Annotated in this window: 18 protein-coding genes; 13 read left to right on the top strand and 5 right to left on the bottom strand. The window is 67.4% G+C overall.

Going from position 1 to position 24,173, the window contains the following annotated elements:
* The first annotated feature begins 371 nt into the window (after nt 1–371).
* From EV283_RS17545 to EV283_RS17530, 4 genes are read left to right on the top strand one after another with little or no spacing between them, the layout of a single operon-like run.
* On the top strand, nt 372–1,874 hold the full coding sequence (locus EV283_RS17545; RefSeq protein ID WP_130327611.1) for a TolC family protein: 1,503 nt from the start codon (nt 372–374) through the stop codon (nt 1,872–1,874).
* Nucleotides 1,871–2,872 (top strand): efflux RND transporter periplasmic adaptor subunit, encoded by a 1,002-nt coding sequence (locus EV283_RS17540; protein ID WP_130327609.1) that lies wholly within the window; start codon nt 1,871–1,873, stop codon nt 2,870–2,872. The genes EV283_RS17545 and EV283_RS17540 overlap by 4 nt, the downstream gene beginning before the upstream one ends.
* Entirely contained in the window at nt 2,869–4,005 is a 1,137-nt protein-coding gene (locus EV283_RS17535; protein WP_130327607.1) for an ABC transporter permease, read from the top strand. The genes EV283_RS17540 and EV283_RS17535 overlap by 4 nt, the downstream gene beginning before the upstream one ends.
* Entirely contained in the window at nt 4,002–5,111 is a 1,110-nt protein-coding gene (locus EV283_RS17530) for an ABC transporter permease (protein ID WP_130327605.1), read from the top strand. Before EV283_RS17535 ends, EV283_RS17530 begins: the two co-directional genes overlap by 4 nt.
* 31 nt (nt 5,112–5,142) lie before the next feature.
* Here EV283_RS17530 and EV283_RS17525 read toward each other — a convergent pair whose 3' ends face one another.
* Entirely contained in the window at nt 5,143–6,948 is a 1,806-nt protein-coding gene (locus EV283_RS17525; protein WP_130327603.1) for a DUF885 family protein, read from the bottom strand.
* Between the two features lie 87 nt (nt 6,949–7,035).
* Nucleotides 7,036–7,698, bottom strand: a complete 663-nt coding sequence (locus EV283_RS17520) for a Fe2+-dependent dioxygenase (protein ID WP_130327601.1) — start codon at nt 7,696–7,698, stop codon at nt 7,036–7,038.
* 92 nt (nt 7,699–7,790) lie between these two features.
* Here EV283_RS17520 and EV283_RS17515 point away from each other — a divergent pair, with 92 nt between their 5' ends.
* From EV283_RS17515 to EV283_RS17500, 4 genes are read left to right on the top strand one after another with little or no spacing between them, the layout of a single operon-like run.
* A complete protein-coding gene (locus tag EV283_RS17515) occupies nt 7,791–8,102 on the top strand; it encodes a hypothetical protein (RefSeq protein ID WP_130327599.1) in 312 nt (103 codons plus the stop codon).
* Between the two features lie 52 nt (nt 8,103–8,154).
* The gene (locus EV283_RS17510) at nt 8,155–9,411 is read left to right on the top strand and encodes a cytochrome c (RefSeq protein WP_207223181.1); all 1,257 of its coding nucleotides are present in this window, start codon (nt 8,155–8,157) and stop codon (nt 9,409–9,411) included.
* Nucleotides 9,408–9,899: a (2Fe-2S)-binding protein gene (locus EV283_RS17505; protein ID WP_130327595.1), complete on the top strand. Its 492-nt coding sequence runs from the start codon at nt 9,408–9,410 to the stop codon at nt 9,897–9,899. The genes EV283_RS17510 and EV283_RS17505 overlap by 4 nt, the downstream gene beginning before the upstream one ends.
* Entirely contained in the window at nt 9,896–12,118 is a 2,223-nt protein-coding gene (locus EV283_RS17500) for a molybdopterin cofactor-binding domain-containing protein (protein WP_207223179.1), read from the top strand. Before EV283_RS17505 ends, EV283_RS17500 begins: the two co-directional genes overlap by 4 nt.
* 31 nt (nt 12,119–12,149) lie before the next feature.
* Here the strand turns inward: EV283_RS17500 and EV283_RS17495 are convergent, their stop codons facing one another.
* Nucleotides 12,150–14,627, bottom strand: coding sequence for a PAS domain S-box protein (locus EV283_RS17495; protein WP_130327593.1), 2,478 nt, complete (start codon nt 14,625–14,627; stop codon nt 12,150–12,152).
* A 167-nt stretch (nt 14,628–14,794) separates the two neighbouring features.
* Nucleotides 14,795–15,565 (bottom strand): Crp/Fnr family transcriptional regulator, encoded by a 771-nt coding sequence (locus EV283_RS17490; RefSeq protein WP_165391831.1) that lies wholly within the window; start codon nt 15,563–15,565, stop codon nt 14,795–14,797.
* A 355-nt stretch (nt 15,566–15,920) separates the two neighbouring features.
* On the opposite strand from EV283_RS17490, the gene EV283_RS17485 reads away from it, so the two are divergent.
* The 5 genes from EV283_RS17485 to uxuA all read left to right on the top strand — a co-directional run bounded on the left by EV283_RS17485 (nt 15,921) and on the right by uxuA (nt 22,949).
* Complete coding sequence (locus tag EV283_RS17485) at nt 15,921–16,577, top strand: Crp/Fnr family transcriptional regulator (protein WP_130327589.1); 657 nt, start codon at nt 15,921–15,923, stop codon at nt 16,575–16,577.
* A 53-nt stretch (nt 16,578–16,630) separates the two neighbouring features.
* Complete coding sequence (locus tag EV283_RS17480) at nt 16,631–17,041, top strand: response regulator (RefSeq protein WP_130327587.1); 411 nt, start codon at nt 16,631–16,633, stop codon at nt 17,039–17,041.
* Nucleotides 17,042–17,431: 390 nt separating this feature from the next.
* The gene (locus tag EV283_RS17475) at nt 17,432–20,692 is read left to right on the top strand and encodes a TonB-dependent receptor (RefSeq protein ID WP_242616054.1); all 3,261 of its coding nucleotides are present in this window, start codon (nt 17,432–17,434) and stop codon (nt 20,690–20,692) included.
* A 170-nt stretch (nt 20,693–20,862) separates the two neighbouring features.
* Nucleotides 20,863–21,660 carry an FCD domain-containing protein gene (locus tag EV283_RS17470; RefSeq protein WP_130327583.1) on the top strand — a complete coding sequence of 266 codons (798 nt, stop codon included), beginning with the start codon at nt 20,863–20,865 and terminating at the stop codon, nt 21,658–21,660.
* A 110-nt stretch (nt 21,661–21,770) separates the two neighbouring features.
* The gene (gene uxuA / locus EV283_RS17465; protein WP_130327581.1) at nt 21,771–22,949 is read left to right on the top strand and encodes a mannonate dehydratase; all 1,179 of its coding nucleotides are present in this window, start codon (nt 21,771–21,773) and stop codon (nt 22,947–22,949) included.
* Between the two features lie 17 nt (nt 22,950–22,966).
* On the opposite strand, the gene pcaF is transcribed toward uxuA, so the two are convergent.
* Nucleotides 22,967–24,172, bottom strand: coding sequence for a 3-oxoadipyl-CoA thiolase (gene pcaF, locus EV283_RS17460; protein ID WP_130327579.1), 1,206 nt, complete (start codon nt 24,170–24,172; stop codon nt 22,967–22,969).
* Nucleotide 24,173 lies beyond the last annotated feature (1 nt).

Here is a 24,173-nt window from a genome sequence, read left to right as displayed (position 1 = left end):
ACCTTGAGGACTTCGCTATGTTCGCAGTGGCCTGTTCGACCGACTTCCCCGCCGGGAAGGGCGTCGTCGCCATTCGGTATTTACCCTGTTTCTCCACCGGGAGTAGAACAGCGGGAATTGTTGTTCGTTCCGCTCGTCCGCAGATAACAAAATTGTATTGATCGAGGTTGTGAGCGTCTTGCCTCAGGGCGAGCAATCGGATTGCTGTCCGATCGAAATGTGCAGCGCACGGCCAGCCCGCTTCCCGACACTCAGCCTGCAGGCGGCACGTTGCCCAAGGACGCCGTTCGGCATAACAGAATTCATGGAACGGCGGGCGGCCACCGGCACTGCTCCGCGTTCCAGCGATACGGGCAAGGAATTCGAGGGCAATGCGGTTGGGGATAACGAGGCACTGGTCGATCGCGATCGCGCTGACAGCATCTCTTGCGTCAGCCGCCAATGCCCAGACCGCGCAGACCGGACCGACCGCACTGAGCTTCGATGCGGCGCAATTGCGGTTCGACCGTAGCTCGCGCGCGATCAGTGCAGCCGATCACGGCGTCGATGCGGCCAAGGCGGGCGCGGATGCGGTGCGGACGCTGCACCGGCCGATCGTCACCGCTTCCGCGCAATATCTGGTCTACCAGAAGACTCTGTCGGTCGATGTGACCGGGGAGAAGAGCGCGGCGCTGGGCAACACGCAGGACTTCCTCGCCGCGTTTCCCGGGAGCGTGCCGCCCGCGTTCCAGCAGATCGCGAGCGAGATCAGCGGCCGTCTCTCGCAGGCGCTGCCGGGACTGTTCGATGCGATCCCTGATCAGCTCAGCTACCGCTTCCGCGACGAAGTGTTTCGGCCGACCGTGCAGGCGGCGCTGCCAATCTATACCGGCGGCGCGATCTCCGCGGTCCAGCGCGCTGCGCAAGGCGGCGTCGCGATGGCGGAAGGGCGCCGAGCGCAGGTCGTCGATCTCGCGCGGCTCAACCTGATCCGCGCCTATTTCGGACAGCAGGCCGCCGCCGGACTGCTCGAGGCGGCCCGCCGGAGCCGCGACGCGCTGGACAAGATCGCGTCGGATTCACGCAAGCTGGAGGCGGTGGGCGTCATTCCGCATGCGCGCACGCTGGAGGTGCAGGTCGCGCGCGACACTGCCGAGCGGACCTATCAGCGCGCGGACCTGTCGAGCGCGACCGCACGCGACGAACTGGCGCGGCTGCTCGATCTCGACACCGTGGTGCCGACGACCGCCTTGTTCGTGCAGACTCGCCCGCTCGCACCGGTTGAGATGTTCCTCGGCAGCGAGGGCAGCGCGCCCGAGGCACGGACCGCGGATGCCGGGCGCCAGATCGCCGATGCCGGCGTCGCGCTCGCCCGCTCGCGACGTCTGCCGCAGGCCTATGCGTTCGGCGAATATAATCTCAACCGCTCGAACGCGCTGCCGATCGAGCCCGACTGGATCGCCGGCGTGGGCGTCCGCTACACGATCCTGTCCAACATCGATCGCAGGCGCACCGAAGATGCTGCGCGCGCGCAGGCGGCGGCGGCGGCCGATACCGCCGCGGAGGCGCGCCGTATCGCCACCAGCGCAACGATCCGCGCCTATAATCTCGTCGAAGGCGCGCGGCGGTCGTTCGTCCTGCTCGACAGCAGCATCGTCGCGGCGCGCGAGAATGTGCGCGTCCAGTCGGTCGCGTTTCGCGAAGGCGAGGGGACCGCGACGCCGGTGATCGCCGCGCAGGCCGCGCTCGATACCGCGGAGGCGCAGCGGATCGCGGTCGCCTATGAATATGATCTCGCGCTCGCCGGGCTGCTCGCCTCGGCCAGCCGGCTCGACTCCTTCGGCAGCCACCTCGCGCGCGCCGACCAGCGCCTCGTCTACGGAACCGGACAATGAGCGATCCCACCGCACCCCCCACACGCCGCGCGCGCATCCTGCTCTATGTCGGCCTCGTCGTCGTGGTCGCGATCGTCGGGGTCGGATTATGGCTGGCCAGCCGCCCGGCGCCCGAACAGATCCAGGGCATGGTCGAGGCGGACAGCGTCAACGTCGCGACCAAGGCGCTGGCGCGGGTCGACCGGCTGCTGGTCGACGAGGGCGCGCGCGTGAAGGCGGGGCAGGTGCTGGCGACGCTGTCGAGCCCCGAGCTCGGCAATGCCGAACGTCAGGCGCAGGGTGCGCTCGACACTGCGCGCGCGCTGGACGCGGTCGCGCGCGCGGGGGCCCGCAGCGAGGATGTCGGGTCGCTCCGCGCGATCTGGCAGTCGGCGCAGGCCGCGGCGACGCTCGGCGCGACGTCGAGCCGCCGCGCCGACACGCTCTATGCCGAGGGCGTCATCGCGGCGCAGCGGCGCGACGAGGCACATGCCGCACGCGACAGCAGTCGGCGATCGGCGGAGGCCGCACGGCTGCAATATGAAAAGGCGCTGGCGGGCACGCGGAGCGAGGACAAGCAGGCCGCCGCGGCGCAGGTCCGGATCGCGCAGGCGGGGCTGTCGACCGCACAGTCGCTGATGAACGAGACCAGGCTGGTGTCGCCGATCGCCGGCGAGGTGTCGCGCAAATTGCTCCAGCCCGGCGAGATCGTCAGCCCGGTGCTGCCCGCCTATCAGGTGATCGACATTGATCATCCGCGCGTCGAGATCACCGTGAGCGAGAGCCACTATGCAGGGATCCACCCCAACGGGATCCTGGTCGGCCACGTTCCCGCGCTGGCGCGCGACATCCGGTTCCGCGTCGTCCGGATCGCGCCGGAGGCCGAATTCGCCACTGTCCGCGCGACGCGGCAGTCGAGCGGCTACGACGTGCGCGCCTTTGGCGTGCAGCTGCGACCGGTCGAGCGCGTGGCCGATCTGCGGCCGGGGATGAGCGTGCTGTTCGACTGGCCGCGATGACCGCGTTCCGCGCCGCGCTGTTCGAGGAACTCGCGCATCTGTGGCGCGACCGGTTCGATCTCGCGCTGCTGACGTTGGTCCCGCTCGTCTGCCTGGTCGTGATGGGCGGGATGATGGCGCAGGGGTCGCCACGCGGGCTCGGCGTGGTGATCGTCGACCAGGATCGCAGCCCCGCGTCACGCGCGATCGTGCGCGCCGTCGGTTCGGTCGATACGCTGAGCGTGATCGATAGCGTATCGACGCTGTCGGAAGGATTTGCGGCGATCCGTCGCGAACGCGCGGTCGCGGTCGTCGTCCTGCCACGCGGTCTTGGCAGCGCCCGGCGTGCGGCGACCCCGCCCACGGTCGAGATCTTCTACCAGACCGCGTTCCTGTCGACCGGCGCGCTCACCTCGGCACTGCTCCAGGCGACGATCACCGCGGAACTCGCCCGACAGGCGCCGTCGCAATCCGGGCTGGCGGGGGTGGCGCTGCTCCGCGTGCCGTTGCCGGGGGTGGAGGTGACGTTGCTCGGTAACGCGTCGGCGAGCCTCGAATGGTATCTCGGCCTGTTGATCGGTCCGGCGGTCCTGCATTTGCTGATCGCGGTGACCGCGGCCGCATCGCTGGGGCGCGAGCTGGTCGACGGTTCGCTCGGGAGCTGGGCGGTGCGGGTCGGTTCGCCGGTGCTCGCCGTCGCCGGGCGTCTGGTGCCGCATGTCGCGATCGGTACTGCGTGGCTGTGCCTATGGCTGGTGTGGCTCACGGTTGGTCAGGGCTTTGCGTTCACCGGCGCGATCGGGCTCGTCGCGATCGGCGGGCTGCTGCTGTTCGTGGCGAGCGCGGCGATCGCGGCGCTGCTGATCCTGCTGACCGGCGAGGTCGCCACCAGCCTGTCCGCCAGCGTGATCTATGCCGGCTCCGCGCTCGCTTATTCGGGGGCGTCGCTGCCGATCACCGGCGGCGTCGCTTTCGCCCGAATCTGGAGCGCGATCCTGCCGCTCACGCATTATGTCGCGCTCGAAATGGATCAGGCGATCGGCGTCGATGTCGCGGTCTGGGCGAAACAGGCTGCAATCCTCCTCCTCGCCGCGCTCGTCGCGGGCAGCGGCGCGGCGGTCCTGCTGCGGCGCCAGGCGCGGAAGGCGGCATGACCTTCCGCCACGCCTTCGAGGGCGCGCTGCTCGAAATCCTGCGGGCGCGCGATCTGGTCGCAGTCGCGGTGGTCTCCGTGCTGTTCTACGCCTTCTACTATCCGGCGCCCTATGCGCATCAGGTCGTCGAGCGGTTGCCGATCGCGGTCGTCGATGCCGATCGCAGTCCGCTGTCGCGCGCGATCATCCGCAACCTGGAGGCGGCGCACGAGGTCGAGATCGCCGCATATGCCCCCGACATGCTGGCGGCGCGCGCGCTCGTCCGCAGCCGGCAGGTCGAGGGTATCCTGCTAATACCGCACGATATCGGCGCGTCGGTGGCCAAGGGGCGGCCCGGCGCGGGGATCGCGGTCTGGCTCAACGGCGCATATCTGCTGCGTGCCGAGGCGGTCGGCAAGACGATCGCGACGGCGATCGGCGCCACGCTTGAGGCGCGCGCGCCGGGCGTGGCGACACCGGGCCTGACGCCGGTCGTCACGCGGCCGTTGTTCAACACGACGGAAGGCTATCGCGATTATATCTTCCCCGCGGTCGCCAATATCATCCTGCAACAGACCTTGCTGTTCGCGGCCGCGCGCTTCGTGGCCGAGCGGCGGCGTACCGGCCGGTGGCAGCGCCAGCGGCGCGCGGTGCTGGGCGTCTGGGCCGCCTGCGCCACGATCGGCACGCTGAGCGCGCTGTTCTATTTCGGCCTCGTCTACTGGCTGCAGGACATTCCGCACGGCGGCAACATACCGGCGTTGCTGCTGACCGTCCCGCTGTTCGCCGCCACCGTCGCAGCCGCCGCGCTGATGGTCGGCAGCATGGTGCGGAGCGGCGACGACGCGCTCAAGCTGCTCATTCCCACCTCGATCCCGTTCGTCTTCCTGTCGGGGTTCGCATGGCCGCTCGTCGCGATGCCCGGCTGGGTGCAGGCGATCGCCTGGACGATCCCCGCGACGCCCGCGATGCACATCTTCATCCCGCTCAACCAGATGGGGGCGTCGCTCGGCGAGGTCCGCGGCGCGCTCGCGGTCCTCGTCGCGCAGCTGGCGGTATTCGGATCGGTGGCGGGCTATAGGCTGACCCGACGAGCGCGCATGCGATCGGCACCCGTCGGACCTTGATCAACCCGGCGCCCGCCAAGATTGCCCCCGACTATCCCAACCGCTCGCGGGCGACCTTCTCCAGGACCGTGAGTGGCATCGCGCCCATCGTCAGCAACCGGTGGAACGCCTTGGGATCCCAGTTCGCACCGGCCTTGCGCTTGGCCTCGTCGCGCAGCCGCACCCAGACGGTATGGCCGATCTTGTAGCTGCACGCCTGGCCTGGCCAGACCGTATAGCGGTCGATCTCGCCCTGGCTGCGCCCGCGCGCGATGCCCGTGGTGCCGATGAGATAGTCGGTCGCTTTCTCGCGGCTCCACCGCTTGGCATGCATGCCGGAGTCGACCACTAGGCGCGTCGCGCGGAACAGCAGCGACTGCAGATAGCCGATCTGTCCGAGCGGATCGCCTTCATAGACGCCCATCTCGTCGGCGAGCTGTTCGGCGTACAGCGCCCACCCCTCGGAATAGCCCGAGTAGAACCCGCGACGACGGATCAGCGGAATGTCCTCGCTCTCGAGCGCGGACATGACCTGGAGATGATGGCCCGGCACCGCCTCATGGTAGCTGAGCGTCGCCAGACCGAATTTTGGCCGGTCGAACGTATCGCGCAGATTGATGAAGTAGATAGCGGGCCGCGTCCCATCGAGCGAGGCGGACTGGTAATAGCCGCCGGGCGACCCGGCCTGGATAGCCTCGGGGACGCGGCGGACCTCGACCGGGGCCCGTGGCAGGACAGCGAACTGCTCGGGCAGCCGCTTCGTCATGGCGGCGATCTGACCGCGGAGCTGCTCGAGCAGTTGCTCGCGACCGGCATCGGTGTTGGGATAGAGCTGATCGGGGCGCTTGTTCATGGCCACCAGCCGCTCGCCGACGCTGCCTTGCGTCAGCCCCTGCGACTGGAGGAGGCGGTCGACGCGTGCGCCGATCTCCGCCACCTGCGCTAGCCCGAGCCGGTGGATCTCGTCGCCGGTCATCTCCACGGTGGTCGCGGCGCTGGCTGCCGCTGCATAATAGGCGTCGCCATCCTTCAGACGCCAGACGCCCGCATCGTGCCCGGCGCGCCCGCGCAGCTCGGTGACAAGCGCGCGCTGCCGGTCCAGCGCGGGGAACACCTGATCGGCCATCAGCCTGGCCACGACCGCCGCGCGCTCGGGCGGCAGACCGGCGGCCTTGAGCTTGGCCGACAGATCGGTCACCGGGCCACTTGTAGCGGGCGCCTTGTCGCGGACCGCCGCGAGTTGCTTGAGCGTGGTATCCAGGATGTAGTCCGGGGCAAACACGCCCCGCGCAGCGTCCTCGCGCTGGCGGTCGGTTTCCGCGTCGATCGCACCCGCGAACGCCTGCACCCGCGCGACATAGGCGTCGGCGTCGGCGGCATTCCGGATGCTGTGCTGGTTGGCCAGAAAGTCTGGCACGTTGCGATAGGCACCCGTCAGCTGCGACAGGACATAGGGCGCGTACCGACCTGCGCTGGCACCAAACGCATAGCGCTGGCCTGCGATCACCCGTTCCAGGCTATACTGCACGACATCGTAATCCAGCTGCGCCGTTGGGCTCAGTGCGTCGCGCCGCACGCTCTTCAGTGCCGCCAGCTCCTGCCTGGCCCGGGCGAACTGCTTCGCTTCGCCGGCGCGGGACGTGTCGTCCAGCCGCGACTTCAGCCCTGCTCGCGCGCCCGTATCGAGACCGAGCGATGTCGCCTGCTCGGGGCTATCCTGCAACCGTTCGTAGAAGAACCGATCGAGCATCGCGCGAAAATCGGCGTCGCGCGACCGCGCTGCGGCGCTAACCGCCCCCGGCAGGGCGACGGCTGCGGACAAGAGACTGGTAGAGGCGAGAAATTGACGGCGATGCATGGAACACTCCCGGTGATCTATGCCCGACTGTCTACCGGAGCCCGACGCGGTCGCAACCGAATTGCAGGCGCTGTACGCTTCGGTTCATCAATCCTCGGCCCAGCGCCGCAGGAGATTGGACTGGGTCTTCGCCAGCAGATCAAGCTCCGGCGTCTTGCCGAAGCGTTCGAACAGCGCGTGGCGGGCGGTTTCCAGATCGAAGAGCAGTTCGCGGGACTCTGCATCGCGGATCAGGCTGCGGACCCAGGTGACCGCGGCCAGCCGTTCACCGGATGTCACCGGCGCGACGCGGTGCAGCGCCGTCGTCGGATAGACGACCGCATCGCCTGCGGCCAGCTTCACGTCCTGTTCGCCTGCCGCGGACTCGATGACCAGTTCGCCGCCTTCGTAGGAGGCGGGATCGGACAGGAACACGGTAACCGACACGTCGGTCCGCATGCCCCCCATGATCGCGTCGTCGACATGGCTGCCATAGGCCATGCCGGGCTCGTAGCGGCTGAACAGCGGTGGGCGAACCACGTGCGGCCGCGTCGCCATCCGGAACAGCGGGTTGGCGAGCAGCCGGTCGACGACGAGGTCCTGCATCTCCACCAGCCGCGGGTCGGCGCGGTCGACCTGCTCGTTGCGCTTGACCGGGCTGGCTTCGCGGCCCGCCGTCTGGCGTCCGTCGACATAGCGGGTCGCCGCGAGATTATCTCGCAGCGACTGGAGATTGTCGGCGTCGAGAACGTTGGCAATCATGATCAGCATTAGGAATCCCGTGGCATCGGCATGACGTCGGAACGCGCGACCTAACAATTTGACTCCAGGCGGCAAACGCCAGGCGAGTGAGGAAACAGAGTATGCGTACGAAATTGTGGATGGGCGTCGGTGCCTTCGTGGTCGCGCAGTCGGGCCAGGCGATGCTGACCGAAGCCGCTGCCAAGCCGTTGGCGACATCGGTCGATCAGGTTGGCGAAGGCGGCGAAAGCGAGCGCGGCGAGGGTGAGGGCGAAGGCGAGGGAAGGCAAGTGGTCCGCTCGGCCAAGTCGCGCCACGTCGTCCGCAATCCGCGTCGCGCCCGTGCCGCGCAACAGCATGCCAGCCAGCGTGGCGAAGGCGAATATGAAGGTGGCGAAAACGAACGTGGCGAAGGCGGCGAGGGCGAACGTTGATCCGCAGACGTAAGCGGGGATGAGCCGGTCCGGCATCACGCGAACGGCCATCATGGCCGCGATCGCACTATGCGTAGGTGCCGTGATCTTTGCGGTCATCGCCTACCGGCCCGCGATCGCGGAAGAGGCGCGGCCGGATCCGCGTCTCTTCGACACGGCGCTCGTCGCGCGCGGCGCCAATCTTGCGCGGCTAGGCAATTGCGTGAGTTGCCACCAAGCTGAGGGCGGGCGTCCCTATGCGGGCGGGTACCCGATCAAGACTCCGTTCGGGACGATCTACGGCAGCAACATCACGCCCGACACTGCGACGGGTATCGGAGCGTGGTCCCCCGCCGCATTCAAGCGCGCGATGCACGAGGGCGTGGGTCGCGACGGCCGCCATCTGTATCCGGCCTTCCCCTACACTCACTTCGCGAACGTCACCAACGGCGACGTGAACGCGCTCTACGCGTTCCTCATGACCCGTCCCGCCGTGCGCGCCGTGCCCCCCGCCAATAGGATGATCCCGCCACTCGGGTTCCGACCGCTGCTTGCAGGCTGGAAGCTGCTATTCTTTCGGCCGCAACCGATCGCGTCCGATCCCACGCGGTCGCCGGCGTGGAACCGGGGGCGGTATATCGGCGAGACGCTGGCGCATTGCACGGCATGTCACAGCCCGCGCGGGCTGCTGCAGCAGGAGAAGCGTGGCGCGCAGGCCTATGACGGCGGGTGGTCGGGGGGCTGGTATGCGCCCCCGATCAACGCGCACTCGCCCGCGGTTCGCGCGTGGACCGCGGATCGGCTCGAGGCGTATCTGCGTACCGGACTCAGTACGGCGCATGCGGCCGCCGCCGGGCCGATGGGTCCGGTCACCCATAATCTCGCGCGCGCGGCACCGGCCGATGTTCGCGCGCTGGCGACCTATTACGCTTGGCAGATGCGCGGCGCGCCCGCCACGCGGACCGAGCCGTCGCTACCCGATCGTCTCGCGCTGGCGTCGCGGCGTCATCCCGACGGCGCGCGCCTGTACGACGGCGCGTGCGCCGTCTGTCATGAGCCCGGGGCGGCGATGATGGTCGCCGGGCGTCCCGCGCTGCCGCTCGGCACACCGCTGCACGAGGACAATCCGCGCGACACGATCCAGATCATCCTGAAGGGGCTGCATCCGCCGGTCGCGCCGCGCGGGCCCTATATGCCGGCGTTTGCCGATGCGCTCGACGACCGTCAGGTCGCGGAGATCGTGGGCTATCTCAAGATGCGCCACGGCACCGGACCGGCATGGACGGACGTGGAGAAAGACGTCGCCAAGGCGCGCAAGGAGGGCGAATGATCGACGTGACCGTCAACGGGGCGTCCGCGCGGGTCGACGTCGACCCGGCGACGCCGCTGCTCTACGTCCTGCGCGACGATCTCGGGCTGCATGCCGCCAAGTTCGGATGCGGGCTGGGGCAGTGCGGGGCGTGCACCGTGCTGGTCGACGACCGGCCGGTATTCTCGTGCCTGCTTCCCGTCGGCGCAATCGGCCCGCGCAAGGTGACGACGGTCGAGGGGCTGGGTACCGCCGCACAACCGGGCGACGTCCAGCGCGCGTTCCTCCACGAACAGGCGGCGCAATGCGGCTATTGTATCCCCGGCATGATCGCGCGCGCGGAAGGCCTGTTGCGCGAGACGATCACGCCGACGGAAAACGAGATGCGCACGGCGATGGCGCCCTCGCTCTGCCGGTGCGGCACGCATATGCGGATCCTGCGCGCGGTGCGGCGGGCGGCGGTGATGCGCGGCGGCGGCGTGGTCGATCCTGCGGAATCCGTGACGTGAGCGGGCTTGCGTCACGCCGCGACGTCCTGGGCGGGATGCTGGTCGCCTTCTCGCTCGCCCCCGCCGCCGCGCTGGCGCAGACCGGTGGTGGCGAGGGCAGCGGCGGCCCGCCGACGGTCGCGCCCGACCTGCCCGGTACATTGGCCAAGTTCCCGGATCTCGACGCGTGGATCCGCCTCGCCCCCGATGGCCGGGTGACGGTATTCACCGGCAAGGTCGAGCTCGGCACCGGCGTGAAGACCGCGATGGCGCAGCTGGCCGCCGACGAACTCGACGTCGCGATCGATCGGATCGACCTCATCACGGCGGATACCGGCCTGACCCCGAACGAGGGCGTGACCGCCGGCAGCCAGACGCTAGAACAGAGCGGCACGGCGATCGCCAACGCCGCCGCCAACGTCCGCCTGTTGCTGGCGGAGACCGCGGCGGCGCGGTGGGGCGTGGCGGCGACGGCCCTGTTCACGCGCGATGGCGCGGTGCTGGACGGGCAGGGGCGGCGCGCGACCTATGCCGAACTCGCCGCGTCGACGTCGCTCGCAGTGCGCGCGCGGGCCGACGTACCGCGCAAACCTGTGGAAGCGCGGCGGCTGATCGGCCGGCCCGTGCCGCGTGTCGATCTGCCCGCCAAGCTGACCGGTTTGCCAAGCTATGTGCACGACATGCGGCTGCCGGGCATGGTGCATGCGCGCGTCCTGCGCGGCCCGTCATCGGGCACGCGTCTGACGCCCGACCATGCTGCGCTGCGCCGTCAACCGGGCGTCGCTCAGGTCGTTCAGGTCGGGCGTTTCGCAGCGATCGTCGGCCCCCGTGAATGGCCGCTCGAGCAGGCGCTGCGCATCGCCAACCGAGACCATTGGGTGCGCGACGCCGCGGTGCCTGCGCTACTGCCAATGCCTGCCGGGCTGCTGACAATGCGCCGCGAGAGCCAGGTGATCGACACGCGTCGCGACGATCCTGCCGCACGCGGCGTCCGGCAGCTGTCGGCGCGGTACGACCGGCCCTATCTGATGCACGGAGCGATCGGGCCGTCCTGTGCGGTCGCGCTGTTCGCCGAGGGACGGCTGACGGTGTGGACGCACAGCCAGGGCATCGAGCCGCTGCGCCAGGCGATCGCCGAGCTGCTCGCGTTGCCGGCCGACCGAGTCCGGTGCGTCCACCGCGAGGGTGCGGGCTGTTACGGGCATAACGGCGCGGACGACGTCGCCGGCGACGCGGCGCTGATCGCGCGCGCGATGCCCGGCGTGCCTGTCCGGCTGCAATGGAGCCGCGAGCAGGAGCATGGCTGGGAACCGCTGGGCCCGGCGATGCTGGCGCAGGTCGATGCGACGCTCGATTCGACGGGGCGGATCGTCGACTGGCGTCATCAGGTGTGGAGCAACACGCACAGCACGCGCCCGGTGGCGGCGGGCGACCTGCTCGCCGGCGTCGAGATGGTGCCGGCCTTCACGCCGACGCCGCCAAAGCCCATCCCCCAGCCGAACGGCGGTGGCGATCGCAACGCGATCCCGCTCTATCGTTTTGCGAACCAGACCATCGTCAGCCATTTCCTGCCCGACATGCCGGTGCGCGTCTCGGCCTTGCGCGGGCTTGGCGCGCATCTGAATATCTTCGCGCTGGAAAGCTTCATGGACGAGCTGGCAGCGGCGGCGGGGCGCGATCCGGTCGCGTTCCGGCTCGCGCATCTCGACGATCCGCGTGCGGCGGCAGTGATCCGGCGCGCGGCGACGCGGTTCGGCTGGGCGGGATACGAGCCCCGGCCCAACCGTGGGCGGGGTTTCGCCTTTGCGCGCTACAAGAACCACGGCGCCTATTGCGCGGTCGCGCTCGACGTCGAGCGGATCCCCGACGAAGGCCGGCTGATCGTCCACCGCGTCGTCGCGGCGGTCGACAGCGGCGAGGCGGTCAATCCTGACGGTATCCGCAACCAGGTGGAGGGCGGGATCGTCCAGTCGCTAAGCTGGACCGCACTCGAAGCCGCCGGGCATGACGGCGCGCGCCGTACCGACTACGACTGGAGCACCTATCCCATCCTGCGGTTCGCCGATGTCCCGCGCAGCATGACGGTCGAGGTTATCGACCGACCGGGCACGCCGTTTTTGGGTACGGGTGAGTGCGCGCAAGGCCCGATGGCCGCCGCGCTCGCGAATGCGCTCGCCGCAGCCACGGGCGTGAGATCCAGGAGCATGCCGTTAGCGGCCAAGCCCGCCGCGCAGGCCTGATCGCTAGCGTCCGTCGCCAGCCGCTGCGGAATCAGCCGTCCGTCGATCCCGCGCGCATCATGTCGGCGACCTTCGAGGTCAGGGCCTGGATCGTGAACGGCTTGGTCAGCAGCTCCATGCCGGGTTCGAGATGGCCATTCCCGACCGCCGCATTCTCCGCATAGCCGGTGATGAAGAGGACTTTCAGGCCGGGGCGCAAGGCGCGCGCGGCATCCGCGACTTGCCGGCCGTTCATGCCGTTGGGCAGGCCGACATCGGTGATCAGCAGCTCGATCTTCGAACCCGATTGCAGGACCTTGATCCCCGCGGCACCGTCCGCGGCACCGATGACCGTATAGCCCTGCTCGTCGAGCACCTCGTCGATCAGGTGACGGATAGTGGCTTCGTCGTCGACGACCAGGATCGTCTCGCCCGCTGCGGCGGCGGCGTTGGCGATCGCCTCTTCCTCCTCGGGCAACAGCGCATCGCCCAAGTAGCGCGGGAGGTAGATGCAGATCGTCGTGCCCTGGTCGATCTCGGAATAGATCCGGACCTGCCCATGCGACTGGCGCGCAAAGCCGTAGATCATCGACAGCCCGAGCCCCGTGCCCTGGCCGATCGGCTTGGTCGTGAAGAAGGGTTCGAACGCGCGCTCGATCGTCGCCGCGCTCATGCCGGTGCCGGTGTCCGACACGCAGATCGAGAGATACTGCCCGGGCGGCAGGTCACGTTCGCGCGCGGCGCGCTCGTCGAGCCACTTGTTCGCGGTCTCGACCGTGATGCGCCCCCCGTTGGGCATCGCGTCGCGCGCATTGATGCACAGGTTGAGGATCGCGCTCTCGAGTTGGGTCGCGTCGATCATCGCGGTCCATAGCCCGGCTGCGCCGACCGTCTCGATATCGGTCGAGGGGCCAACCGTGCGACGCAGCAGGTCCTCCATGCCGAGGATCAACTTGTTGACGTCGGTGGGGCGCGGATCGAGCGTCTGGCGTCGCGAAAAGGCGAGCAGCCGCTGCGTCAATGCGGCCGCGCGACGCCCGGCGCCCTGCGCGGCGACGATGAAGCGCTCGGCGTCGTCGAGCTTGCCGCGCGCCAGCCGCATCTGGAGCAGTTCCAGATTGCCCATCACGCCGGTCAGCAGGTTGTTGAAGTCGTGCGCGAGGCCGCCGGTCAGCTGGCCAACCGCCTCCATCTTCTGCGCCTGGCGAAGCTGTGCCTCGGTCGCGACGAGCGCCGCGGCCGCCGCCTTCTCCTCGGTCGCGTCGCGTCCGACCGCGATGATCTGCCCCTCGCCGGGGCCCGCGTTCCAGACGATGTCGCGGTAGCTGCCATCCTTGTGGCGGTAGCGGTTCTCGAACCGCGCATAGGCCTGGCCGGCGGCGATGCCCGATGCCCCGGCGATCGTGTGATCGAGGTCGTCGGGATGGATCAGCGCGAACAACGGCAGCCTGATCAGTTCGTCCTCGGACCATCCCAGGATCCGCGTCCAGGCCGGGTTCACCGCCTGGATGCTGCCGTCGAACCCGGCGATCAGCATGAGGTCGGACGACAGCTGCCACAGCCTGTTGCGGTCCTCGGTCCGTTCGGTCACCTGCTGCTCGAGCGTGGCGTTCAGCCGTTCGAGATCCTTCTGCGCCTGCCAGCGTGCGGTCTCGTCGCGCGCGATCCTGATGAAGCCGCGTTCCTGGTTCTGGGCATCGAGCGGCAGCGGGTGGACCGAGCCGTTCAGGAACACGCGGCTCCCGTCCTTGCGCAGATGCCAGCGTTCGTCCGCGCCGCCGCCACCGCGCGCCGCGTCGGCGGTCTGGCGGATGTCCGCACCGTCGGCGCGATCTTCGGGGGTGAAGATCATCGCGGCGGGCTGCCCGATCGCATCGTCGACGGTCCACCCCAGCACCGCTTCCGCGCCGGCGGACCAGGTCGTGATGACGCCATCCGGATCGGTGGTGAAGATCACATGGTCGCACGCGCCCTCGACGACGACGCGCAGGCGTTCCTCGCTGCCCCTCAGCGCGGCGTCGGCAAGGACCCGCTCGGTCGTCTCGTTGGTCAGGATGAACAGGCCGGCGACGTCGCCCTGCGAGTCGAGTACGCGCGAATAGGAGAAGCTGAACCAGGTGTCGGCGCGGCCGCGGTCCGTACCCAGCGTCCATGGCAGGTCGTTGAAGCGCTGGCTGCGACCGGCAAAGGCTTCATCGATGATCGGCTTGGCCTGCGACCAGGCATCGGCCCAGACCACGCGGAACGGCGCGCCCATCGACCAGGGCAGCCGCGGGCCGAGCAGCGGGAAATAGGTTTCGTTGAAGAAGAAGGTGAGGTCGTCGGTGCCCCAGGCCAGGATCATCGACTCCGGCGAGTTGAGGATCGTGCTGAGGTTCGATTTGAGAATATCCGGCCAGTGCTCGGGTAGTCCCAGCGGATGATCCGACCAGTCGCGCTCCAGGATGAGCCGGGTCGCCTCGCCGCCACCGGCGAGGAAACGCAGCGCGCTCGGCAGCGACGAAGCATCACGGAAAACGTCAGAAATCATGGTCGTCCAGCTACTTCCATCGTCATACCTGCGCGCTGAACCATCGATCGGCGACAAGATCAACCGATCAAGGTCTGCGCTCACCAGTGTCGGGAACGCGTACGCTGCTACTCGGGGTGCGCCGGCGCGCGCGTTTTTACATAGGCCAGACCGGGCGATCGGTCACCTCACGAGGCCGAGATCAGGTTTCCCGCCCGCGCAAATACCGCCGGGTCCTCGGCCTCTGTCCTGTCCAGGTGGAGATAGGCCGCGCTGAACTGGGCGAGCGACTTCAGCCGCGCCGGGTTCGTGATGGTCAGCGTCCGGCTGCGAAGTTCGATCAACCCATCCTCGCGGAACCGTTGCAGGACGCGGTTGACGTGCGACGGGGTCATCCCCGTGGCATCGGCTAGGTCTGTCTGGGTGATCGGAAAGTCGATCGTATTGGTCTCGGTCGCGCCGCTGACCCGGTAGCGCACCAGCATCTCGTAGAGCAGATGCGCAAGCCGCTCTGTGGCGTCGCGCCGGCCCTGATCGATGATCCGTTCGCGCAACACCCCAAGGTCCGTCATCGTGCCCCACCATAAGGCTTCGGAGATCGGCGATGCCTCGCGCAGCAGCGTCTTCATCTCGCTCGAATGGATCATCGCGGTCGTGCTAGCGGTCAGCGTCCCGACCGCGTGATCCATCTTCTTCAGGATAAAGATCTCTGCATCGCAAAGATCGCCTGGGACGAGGAATGCCATGATCTGCCGCTCGCCGTCGGGCAGGATCTTGTAGCGGCAGGCGAGCCCGGTGAGCAGGACATGGCAGTAATCCGAGTGCGCGCCATCGGCGATGATGTCTTCCTGCGCGAGGAATGCCTGCTGCTTCGACGCCAGAACTGTATCGAGACGCATGCGTTCGGCGGCGGTGAACGCGGTGAACTGCTCCATCTTCATAGCCCAGGGATTGCGCATTGCCGTCCGATCCGGTCGAGGCGAAATGCCAACCATTCTCGCTCAACGCACGGGCGGCGACGATGGGCAACGCGTGACATGCCATCCGCCGGGTTGCGATCAACGCCTGGCGCGCGGTAATTAAATTACGAACACTGTGATCTAGCGCAGAGAATTCCCGCATAACATCGTTTAAAACATTGATGCAGCCAATAATTGAACTGCATGGGTTGCGCGTTACCGCAACGGTGTAACCGCGATGTCCCTGATGGCAGACGATATTCTTGCGCCCGCGTTAAAAAGACTTGAGCGCGCATCGCCCTTTTCGGCAAGTGATCGCTCGGCCTTTCTCCGACTGCCGTTCTATATAAAACAGATGGTGCCTTCGGCGTACATCATCCGCGAGCAGGATCTGACGAAGAGCTGTTCTATCCTGCTGTCCGGCTTTGCGTTTCGCAGCAAGGTCCTCGGCAATGGAGGTCGGCAAATCCTGTCGGTCAACATCCCCGGCGAAATTCTCGATCTCCAGCACGCGTTCCTGGGCAAGGCCGACCACAGTATTCAGATGCTGACAGCGGGGACTGTCGCCTTTGTCGCCGCGGACGCTGTACGGGACATGGCCTTTGCGCACCCTGCGGTCGGTCGGGCGATGTGGCGCGAAGCGCTTGTGGATGGATCGATCTCGCGCGAATGGATCGCCAATATCGGCCGGCGCGATGCGCGGACGCGCGTCGCGCACCTGCTCTGCGAGATCGCCGTCCGCCTCCATGCTGCCGGGCTGATCACCGGAAACCGCTATGAGCTGGCGATGACGCAGGAGCAGCTGGGCGATGCGACCGGCCTCACCCCCGTCCACGTCAATCGCACGCTGCAGAAGTTGCGCGCCGATGGGCTGATCACGCGCGACAGGCGCTCGATAACGATCGAGGACTGGAAGGCGCTGTCGGCAGTCGGCGACTTCGTCACCGACTATCTGCATCTCGAGACGGAAAACGACCCGTCCTCGATCCTGCACGGCGGCTATCATGCCTGACGTGATCGCGCCGGCCGATCCGGATCGACGTCGGCTTAGCCATCGAGCGCAGCATGCCCACGCGTGCATCTGATGGCGTCCGCAAGGCGGACCCTGTTCCCCAGCCGCTGAACGGCCTCGCCGTATTGCTGGTCGAGGACAATATGATCGTCGCGCTGACCGTCGAGAACTTCCTCGAGGATCTCGGCGCACGCCGCGTCTGGACCGCGTCGCAAGTCGAGAGCGCCAGCGAGATCCTCGACCGCGAGACGGTCGAGATCGCGATCCTCGACATCAACCTAGGTGAGGATACGAGCCTGGGAATCGCCCGGCGGCTGCGCGCTGAGTCGATCCCGTTCTTCTTCGCAAGCGGCTATGGCACGGATGCAGGGCTGAGCGCCGATCTCGACGCCAGCCTCGTCGTGCGCAAACCTTACGGCAAACGCGATCTGCAAAAGGCGATCATCTCCGTCCTGGGAATGTAACGTCCGATCCCGCACTTTCGATACTGCCGGGGAGGTGCCGCAACCCGCCCCGTCGATGCCACCCACCGTGCATCGATACGACGCCGAACGAATTGGTCATGCAGAAATAGCCTGACGGCCGCTCATGGTATCGCACTCACCGAGGCAAACCCCTGAAATTGGCCATGCCGGAAGGCCTTGACTCGGTCACCGCACGCCGTAAGATAGCGCTATCAATAGCCTGCTACAGACGGGCGTGATCGGGGGGTTGGATGGTTTTGGCGCTTCAGTTTTATTCGATCACCATGCCGCGACGCCTTGTGCTTCGCGACGCCTGACGCGTCTCCAGACACCCACCAAAACATGCTTTCTCGCCGCAACGACGGCGAGGTTTCAGAGAGGATCCTGATCGTGGTACCTTATAAGACGGCACCTGGCCTGACACGCGCGTCCTTGTTGTGCGCGACGACACTGGCAGCGCTCTGCGCGACGATGGCAACGGCGCAGACCATCCCGCCGACGCAGGATCCATCGCCCCCCGTGGCGCAGAATGGCGCACCCGCCGCCGCAACACCCAGCGATGCGCCGCCCGCCGCGAGCTTGCCCGATGCCGATCAGAGCCCCGGTGCGATCGATGCCGCGAGCAGCAACGACATCGTCGTCACTGGCTATCGTTCCAGCCTCGCCAAGTCGACGAATGCAAAGCGTGCGTCGACCGGCTTCACCGATTCGATCTTCGCCGAAGATATCGGCAAGTTCCCCGATACGAACATTGCAGAATCCTTCAACCGCATCCCCGGCATCACGATCACGCGCGACGTGACCGGCGAAGGCACCAACGTCGCGATCCGCGGACTTGGATCGAACTTCACCAACGTGACGCTCAACGGCGCGACGATCGCGGTGGCCTCGTCGGGCGCGACCGATGCGCAGGGCACCGACCGCTCGGTCGATCTGAGCTTCTTCCCGACCGACCTGTTCACCAAACTGACCGTCAATAAGAGCTACACCGCGGACCTTCTGGAAGGCGGCGCGGCGGGCAATATCGATCTGCGCTCGGCGCGTCCGTTCGATCGCGCGACCTCGTTCCTCGCCTATAACGTGCAGGGTACCAAGCAGTCGCCTGAAGACCGGATCGGCGCACGTGGATCGCTGATCGGCAGCTGGCGCAACGACAAGGTCGGCATCCTCGCCGGCGTGTCGGCGCAGCGCCTGTTCACCGACACGCGCGGGTTCGAGACGATCGGCTATACCAATCCAGCCCTGTCGACGCCCAACAGCATCGCCGGTACAACCAACGGCGTCCAAAACATCCCTACCGCTGCACAGACACTTGCCGCCCAGTGCCGTGCCAACAACACGAGCTGCAATAGCACCAGCGGCGGTAACTGGACCATCCCCGGGTTAGTCCCGGCCGGCGCTGGCGCCGGGTTGGTCGCCGGCACGGTGATTAATCAGGATTTCCTGCTCGCGAACAATCCGGGTGCGACAATCCAGCAGATCGACAACGCGCTGCTCCCGCGGCTCGGGCGTTCGACCAGCATCCGCGGGCCGCGCGATCGTCTTAATGCGATCGTCAGCGCCGAGTGGCAGCCGACCGACACGCTGCATTTCTACATTGACGGCCTCTACGGCTACAAGAAGAACGAGCTGATCCGCGAGAACGTGGCCTGGATCGTCCGCAACGGCGCGATCATCCCGACCAACCTGACGTTCGACAAGGCGGATTGCACGGTCGGCTGCGTCGTCACCGGCGGCACCTTCGCCAATGCGCAGTTCTTCAACGAATTCCGTCCCTATACCGAGACGACCAAGCTGTTCAGCGTCAATCCGGGCGGCGAGTGGGACATCTCGGACAAGCTCAAGCTCAACCTGCAGGGCAATTACGCGCGCTCGACCTTCCATCGCGAAAGCCCGTCGGTCGGCCTGACGACCCCGCTCGGCGTCGGCAACACCGTCACCTATACCAATAGCGGCAACGGGATCCCGACGATCCAGAGCGGGCTCGACCTCAACGATCCGGCGAATTTCGGCTGGAACGCGGGCAGCCGCGTCAACATCCAGGACGAGCGCCGGCTCAACAAGAGCAAGGGCGCGCGCGGTGACCTGACCTGGGGCGGCACGGGGCTTAACCTGAAGGTCGGCGGCGCGTTCGACGACGTGTCGCGCCGGATCACCGGCTTTGACAACAGCCAGGCGTGGCAGAATGCGGTCTGCGGCAACAACCCCAGCGTCTTTGTCGGTTCGCCCAATTCGCAGCCGCCGTGCGCCGGCCTGAATGCACCGGGCGCAGCACCCGCCGGCTATCCGACCTATCCGGGCTATGGCACCGGGGCGACGGCCGGCATGACGGGGCCGGTGACCTATGGTGGCTCGCTGATCCCCAATTCGGCGGTGCCGGGCTATCTCAGCCCCGGTCCGGCAGGGTTCGTGACGGTCGACTGGCCGAAGTTCGCGGCCGCCAGCAACTATGACTTCTATCACGACAACGCGCCGGAGACGGGTGCGGCGAACACCGGCGCGAGCGGCGGTGCGATCCGCGAAGTCGTCAAATCGGCGTTCGCGACGCTGAACGGCGCGCAGGAACTCGGCGGCAACATGCTGCGGTTCAATGTCGGCGTGCGCTACGTCAACACGATCCAGACGATCACGGGACGCGTGTCGTTGCCCGATCCGCGCAACACGACGTCGACCGGCGCGGCGCTGCCCGATGGCAGCCGCTATCCGAACCTGGTCAGCAACGTGTCGACGCGCAACGAATATGACAAGTGGCTGCCCGCAGCGACGTTCGCCTATGACGTCAGCGAGCATGCCGTGGTCCGCGTCGCGGGATCGCGGACGATGACCCGTCCCGATCCGTCCGCGCAGCTGCCGGGCGTTAACTTCGGCGCGCCGTCGGCGGATCAGGCAACGATCGGCAATCCGGCGCTCAAGCCGTACATGTCGACCAACCTCGACCTGGGCTTCGAATATTATACCGGCCGCGAGGGCGTCGTCAGCTTCAACGCATTCCGCAAGTCGATCGAAGGGTTCACCAACACCGCCATCTCCACTGTGCCATTCTCGGATCTTGCGCAATATGGCATCACCTACGATACGCTGAACCCGACGCAGCAGATCGCGCTCAACTCGCGCGGCGGCCCCGGCACTGCGCAGGTGCAGGTCACGTCGCAGGTCAACGTGCCCAATAAGCTGACGATCAACGGCCTCGAATTCCAGTGGGTCCAGCCGCTCGATTTCCTGACCAAGCACATCGGCATCACCGGTTTTGGCTTCAACGCCAACGCCACGATCGTCGATCAGCGCAGCGACGGCCCGGCACAGGCGTTCGGCGTGGCGCCGTTCACCTACAACATCACCGGCTATTACGAGAAGCATGGCGTGATGCTCCGCGTGTCGACGACGTCGCGCGAGGGATCGCAGAACAGCGGAACGGCGCAGAACGGCATTCCCGCCGCGGCACTGTTCGGCACCGACTATACCACCTACGACTTCTCGTCGTCGTTCGATCTCGACAAGATCTTCGGCCTGAAGAACGCGCCGCAGCTGACGATCAACGTCGCGAACTTCACCAACGCGACGCTGCGGTCGTACTTCCAGTTCGAGAACGCGACCTTCACGCAGTACAAGCCGGGTCGCCAGTTCCTGATCGGTCTGCGCGGGACCTTCTAGGACGATCGGCGGGGCGGTCGTGGTGCGGCCGCCCCAAAGGCACGATGCGCCGGGGATCGCTTGACGAGGCGGTCAGGGCCGGCCGAGGTCGTAGCGCGATGCGACGATGGCCTTTCCAGGCTGCCGCGTCCTGTAGTAGCATCTGCAGCAATTTGAGATTGGTAAGTCCGATGGCGAAAGCTGCTTCACGCACCATTGTATCCGCGAACGGCCCTTACGACGCGCCGGCCAATGATCGCCTGTATCAGCGGATCGCGCGGCGGCTGGTCGAGGAACTGACCGGCGGGACCTATGCGATCGGCGATCGCCTGCCCGCGGAACGTGAACTCGCGACAGAGTATGGCGCGAGCCGGCCCGCCGTCCGCGAGGCGCTTATCGCGCTGGAAGTGCAGGGTTTCATCGAGGTTCGCGTCGGCTCCGGGGCGTATGTCTCCAGGCTTCCGGGGCAGGGGGAGGAGCCCGGCTTCGCGATCACCGCGTTCGAACTGACCGAGGCGCGGATCCTGTTCGAGGGCGAGGCGGCGGCGTTGGCGGCGGCGCAGATCACCGATGCGGAAGTCGCGCACCTCGACGCGCTGGTCGAGGCGATGACGACCGAAAACTTGCTCGCCGAGGTCACCGAAGTCGCCGACCGCGATTTTCACATAGCGATCGCGAAGGCGACGCGGAACGCCGGTGTCGTGCGCACGATCGAGGATCTGTGGCATTTGCGGTCGACATCGCCCGAATGCGCGCTGCTCCACGCCAAGGCGCGCAATGCGAAGGTGCGCCCGGTCGTCGCCGAACATGCGGTGATCGTCGAGGCCTTGCGCGCACGCGATGCGGCCGGTGCGCGCGCGGCGATGCGTGCGCACCTGACGTCGGTCATGGATCACCTGCTGTTCCAGACCGAGGAAATGGCGATGGAACAGGCGCGGCTCGCGCTGGCCGAAACGCGGCAACGCTATGGCAGCGGCACCGGCGCGTAGCGCTAACGTCAGCCATGACTTGCAACATGTCAGACCAATTCTATAGCTTGGGTCGACACGGTGGATCGTGCGTCAGGCGCGCGACGACTTGATACGGGGATAGCCGGCACATGATGATGACCCAGACCATGCGCTGGTTTGGCCCGAACGATCCGGTGCCACTCCATGCCATCCGCCAGGCCGGCGCGACCGGGATCGTCACCGCGCTGCACGAGGTCGCCAATGGCGAGGTCTGGACTGCAGACGCGATCGCCGCACGACGCCGGATCGTCGAGGACGCCGGGCTCGAGTGGAAAGTGGTCGAGAGCCTGCCCGTCGCGGAGGCGCTGAAGACCCGGTCGGCGGACTGGGATCGGTTGATCGAGGCCTATGTCGCCAGCCTGCGCAACCTGGCGGGGCAGGGCGTCGAGGTGGTGACGTATAATTTCATGCCGCTGCTCGACTGGACCCGGACCGACTTGAGCTGGGCGTTGCCCGACGGCGCGCGGGCGCTGCGGTTCGAGCTTCGCGCGCTTGCGGAGTACGACATCCACATCCTGCGACGCCCCGGTGCCGAGCGGGACTATGCGCCGGACGTCGTCGCGGCGGCGGCGGAGCGCTTCGCGGGGATGGATGACGCAGCGCGCGCGACGCTCGAGCGGACGATCATCGCCGGGCTGCCGGGCAGCGAGGAAAGCTTCAGTTCACCGCAACTGCTCGCGCAGATCGAAACCTATGCCGATGTCGATGCGGCGCGGCTTCGGGCCAATCACGTCGCGTTCCTCGAGGCAGTGTGCCCGGTCGCGGAGGCGGAGGGCATCCGGCTGGTGGTGCATCCCGACGATCCGCCCTTCCCGATCTTCGGGCTACCGCGCGTCGTCAGCACCGAGCCCGATGTCAGCGCGCTGTTCGCGGCGGTGCCCTCCGTCGCCAACGGGCTGTGCTTTTGCAGCGGATCGTTCGGCGTCCGCGCGGACAACGACCTGCCCGGCATGGTGCGCCGCCTCGGCGACCGGATCGGGTTCGTCCATCTGCGCTCCGTCCAGCGCGAACCCGACGGCGCGTTCCACGAGGCGGCGCATCTGGAGGGCGATGCCGACATGCCCACGATCATGGCCGAACTCGTCGCGCTGCAGGCACGCACCGGGCGGTCGCTGCCGATGCGTCCCGATCACGGTCACCAGATGGCGGACGATCTCAACCGGCACACCAATCCGGGCTATTCGCTGATCGGCCGGTTGCGCGGCCTGGCGGAATTGCGCGGGTTGGAGACGGGGCTCCGCTACGCACGCGGCGCGGCTGCGTCATAGGCAACGCTATCTAGCGGTCACACGCGTTCGAGCAGCAACGCGATCCCCTGGCCGACACCGATGCACATGAACGCCATCGCATAGCGGCCGCCGGTGCGGTGGAGCTCCTCGACCGCGCTCATCGTGGTCCGTGCGCCGGACATGCCGAGCGGATGGCCGAGTGCGATCGCGCCGCCGTTGCGATTGACGCGCGGATCGTCGAACGGATCGATGTCGAGGTCGCGCAGCGTCGCGATCGCCTGGCTGGCGAACGCTTCGTTGAGTTCGATCACGTCGAGCTGGTCGAGCGTGATGCCGCCAATCCGCATCAGCTTGCGCGCCGCCTCGATCGGGCCGACACCCATGACCCGCGGCGCGACACCCGCCGCCGCCATCGCGACGATCCGCGCGCGCGGTGTCAGGCCGTGGCGCACGGCGGCCGTCTCGGACGCGATCAGCGTCGCTGCGGCACCGTCGTTGAGGCCCGATGCGTTGCCCGCGGTGACGGTGCCGTCGGCGCGGACCACCGGCTTCAACTTGGCCAGCGCCGCCAGGCTGGTGCCGCGCAGATGCTCGTCTGCGGCGAACAGGATCGGGTCGCCTTTCTTCTGCGCGAGCGTGACGGGGACGATCTCCGCGGCGAAGCGACCGCTCGCCTGCGCAGCGGCGGCCTTTTGCTGGCTGGCCAGCGCGAACCGGTCCTGATCCTCGCGACTGACCTGCCATTGCTCGGCGACGGTCTCGGCGGTTTGCGGCATAGTGTCGACGCCGTATGCCGCCTGCATCGCCGGGTTGACGAAGCGCCAGCCGAGCGTCGTGTCCTCCAGTTTCTGGGCGCGATCGAACGGCGCCTGCGCCTTGCCCATGACATAGGGCGCGCGCGTCATGCTCTCGACGCCGCCTGCGATCATGAACGCCGCATCGCCGCTGCGGATCGCGCGTGCGGCCGATCCGATCGCGTCGAGACCGGATCCACAGAGGCGGTTGATCGTCGATCCCGAAACCGCCTCGGGCAGTCCGGACAACAGGACGGCCATCCGCGCGACGTTGCGATTGTCCTCGCCCGACTGGTTCGCACATCCCAGGATCGTGTCGTCCACCGCCGCCCAGTCGACGCCCGGATTGCGTGCGATCAACGCCTTGATCGGCAGTGCGGCCAGATCGTCCGCTCGGATATGCGCGAGTGATCCGTTCAGGCGGCCAATGGGCGTGCGGATCGCGTCGCAGAGAAAGGCGTCGGCCATG

Source organism: Sphingomonas sp. BK036 (assembly GCF_004216825.1).
Taxonomy (GTDB): domain Bacteria; phylum Pseudomonadota; class Alphaproteobacteria; order Sphingomonadales; family Sphingomonadaceae; genus Sphingomonas.
The sequence above is the reverse complement of the archived record's forward strand: the minus strand, read 5'-3'. Positions and strand labels throughout refer to the sequence as shown.

Excerpts from the sequence above, each read along its gene's own strand:
- EV283_RS17545 (WP_130327611.1), top strand. The coding sequence starts at position 372 with ATGCGGTTGGGGATAACGAGGCACTGGTCGATCGCGATCGCGCTGACA.
- EV283_RS17540 (WP_130327609.1), top strand. The coding sequence starts at position 1,871 with ATGAGCGATCCCACCGCACCCCCCACACGCCGCGCGCGCATCCTGCTC.
- EV283_RS17535 (WP_130327607.1), top strand. The coding sequence starts at position 2,869 with ATGACCGCGTTCCGCGCCGCGCTGTTCGAGGAACTCGCGCATCTGTGG.
- EV283_RS17530 (WP_130327605.1), top strand. The coding sequence starts at position 4,002 with ATGACCTTCCGCCACGCCTTCGAGGGCGCGCTGCTCGAAATCCTGCGG.
- EV283_RS17525 (WP_130327603.1), bottom strand. The coding sequence starts at position 6,948 with ATGCATCGCCGTCAATTTCTCGCCTCTACCAGTCTCTTGTCCGCAGCC.
- EV283_RS17520 (WP_130327601.1), bottom strand. The coding sequence starts at position 7,698 with ATGCTGATCATGATTGCCAACGTTCTCGACGCCGACAATCTCCAGTCG.
- EV283_RS17515 (WP_130327599.1), top strand. The coding sequence starts at position 7,791 with ATGCGTACGAAATTGTGGATGGGCGTCGGTGCCTTCGTGGTCGCGCAG.
- EV283_RS17510 (WP_207223181.1), top strand. The coding sequence starts at position 8,155 with ATGGCCGCGATCGCACTATGCGTAGGTGCCGTGATCTTTGCGGTCATC.
- EV283_RS17505 (WP_130327595.1), top strand. The coding sequence starts at position 9,408 with ATGATCGACGTGACCGTCAACGGGGCGTCCGCGCGGGTCGACGTCGAC.
- EV283_RS17495 (WP_130327593.1), bottom strand. The coding sequence starts at position 14,627 with ATGATTTCTGACGTTTTCCGTGATGCTTCGTCGCTGCCGAGCGCGCTG.
- EV283_RS17490 (WP_165391831.1), bottom strand. The coding sequence starts at position 15,565 with ATGCGCAATCCCTGGGCTATGAAGATGGAGCAGTTCACCGCGTTCACC.
- EV283_RS17485 (WP_130327589.1), top strand. The coding sequence starts at position 15,921 with ATGGTGCCTTCGGCGTACATCATCCGCGAGCAGGATCTGACGAAGAGC.
- EV283_RS17480 (WP_130327587.1), top strand. The coding sequence starts at position 16,631 with ATGCCCACGCGTGCATCTGATGGCGTCCGCAAGGCGGACCCTGTTCCC.
- EV283_RS17470 (WP_130327583.1), top strand. The coding sequence starts at position 20,863 with ATGGCGAAAGCTGCTTCACGCACCATTGTATCCGCGAACGGCCCTTAC.
- uxuA (WP_130327581.1), top strand. The coding sequence starts at position 21,771 with ATGATGATGACCCAGACCATGCGCTGGTTTGGCCCGAACGATCCGGTG.
- pcaF (WP_130327579.1), bottom strand. The coding sequence starts at position 24,172 with ATGGCCGACGCCTTTCTCTGCGACGCGATCCGCACGCCCATTGGCCGC.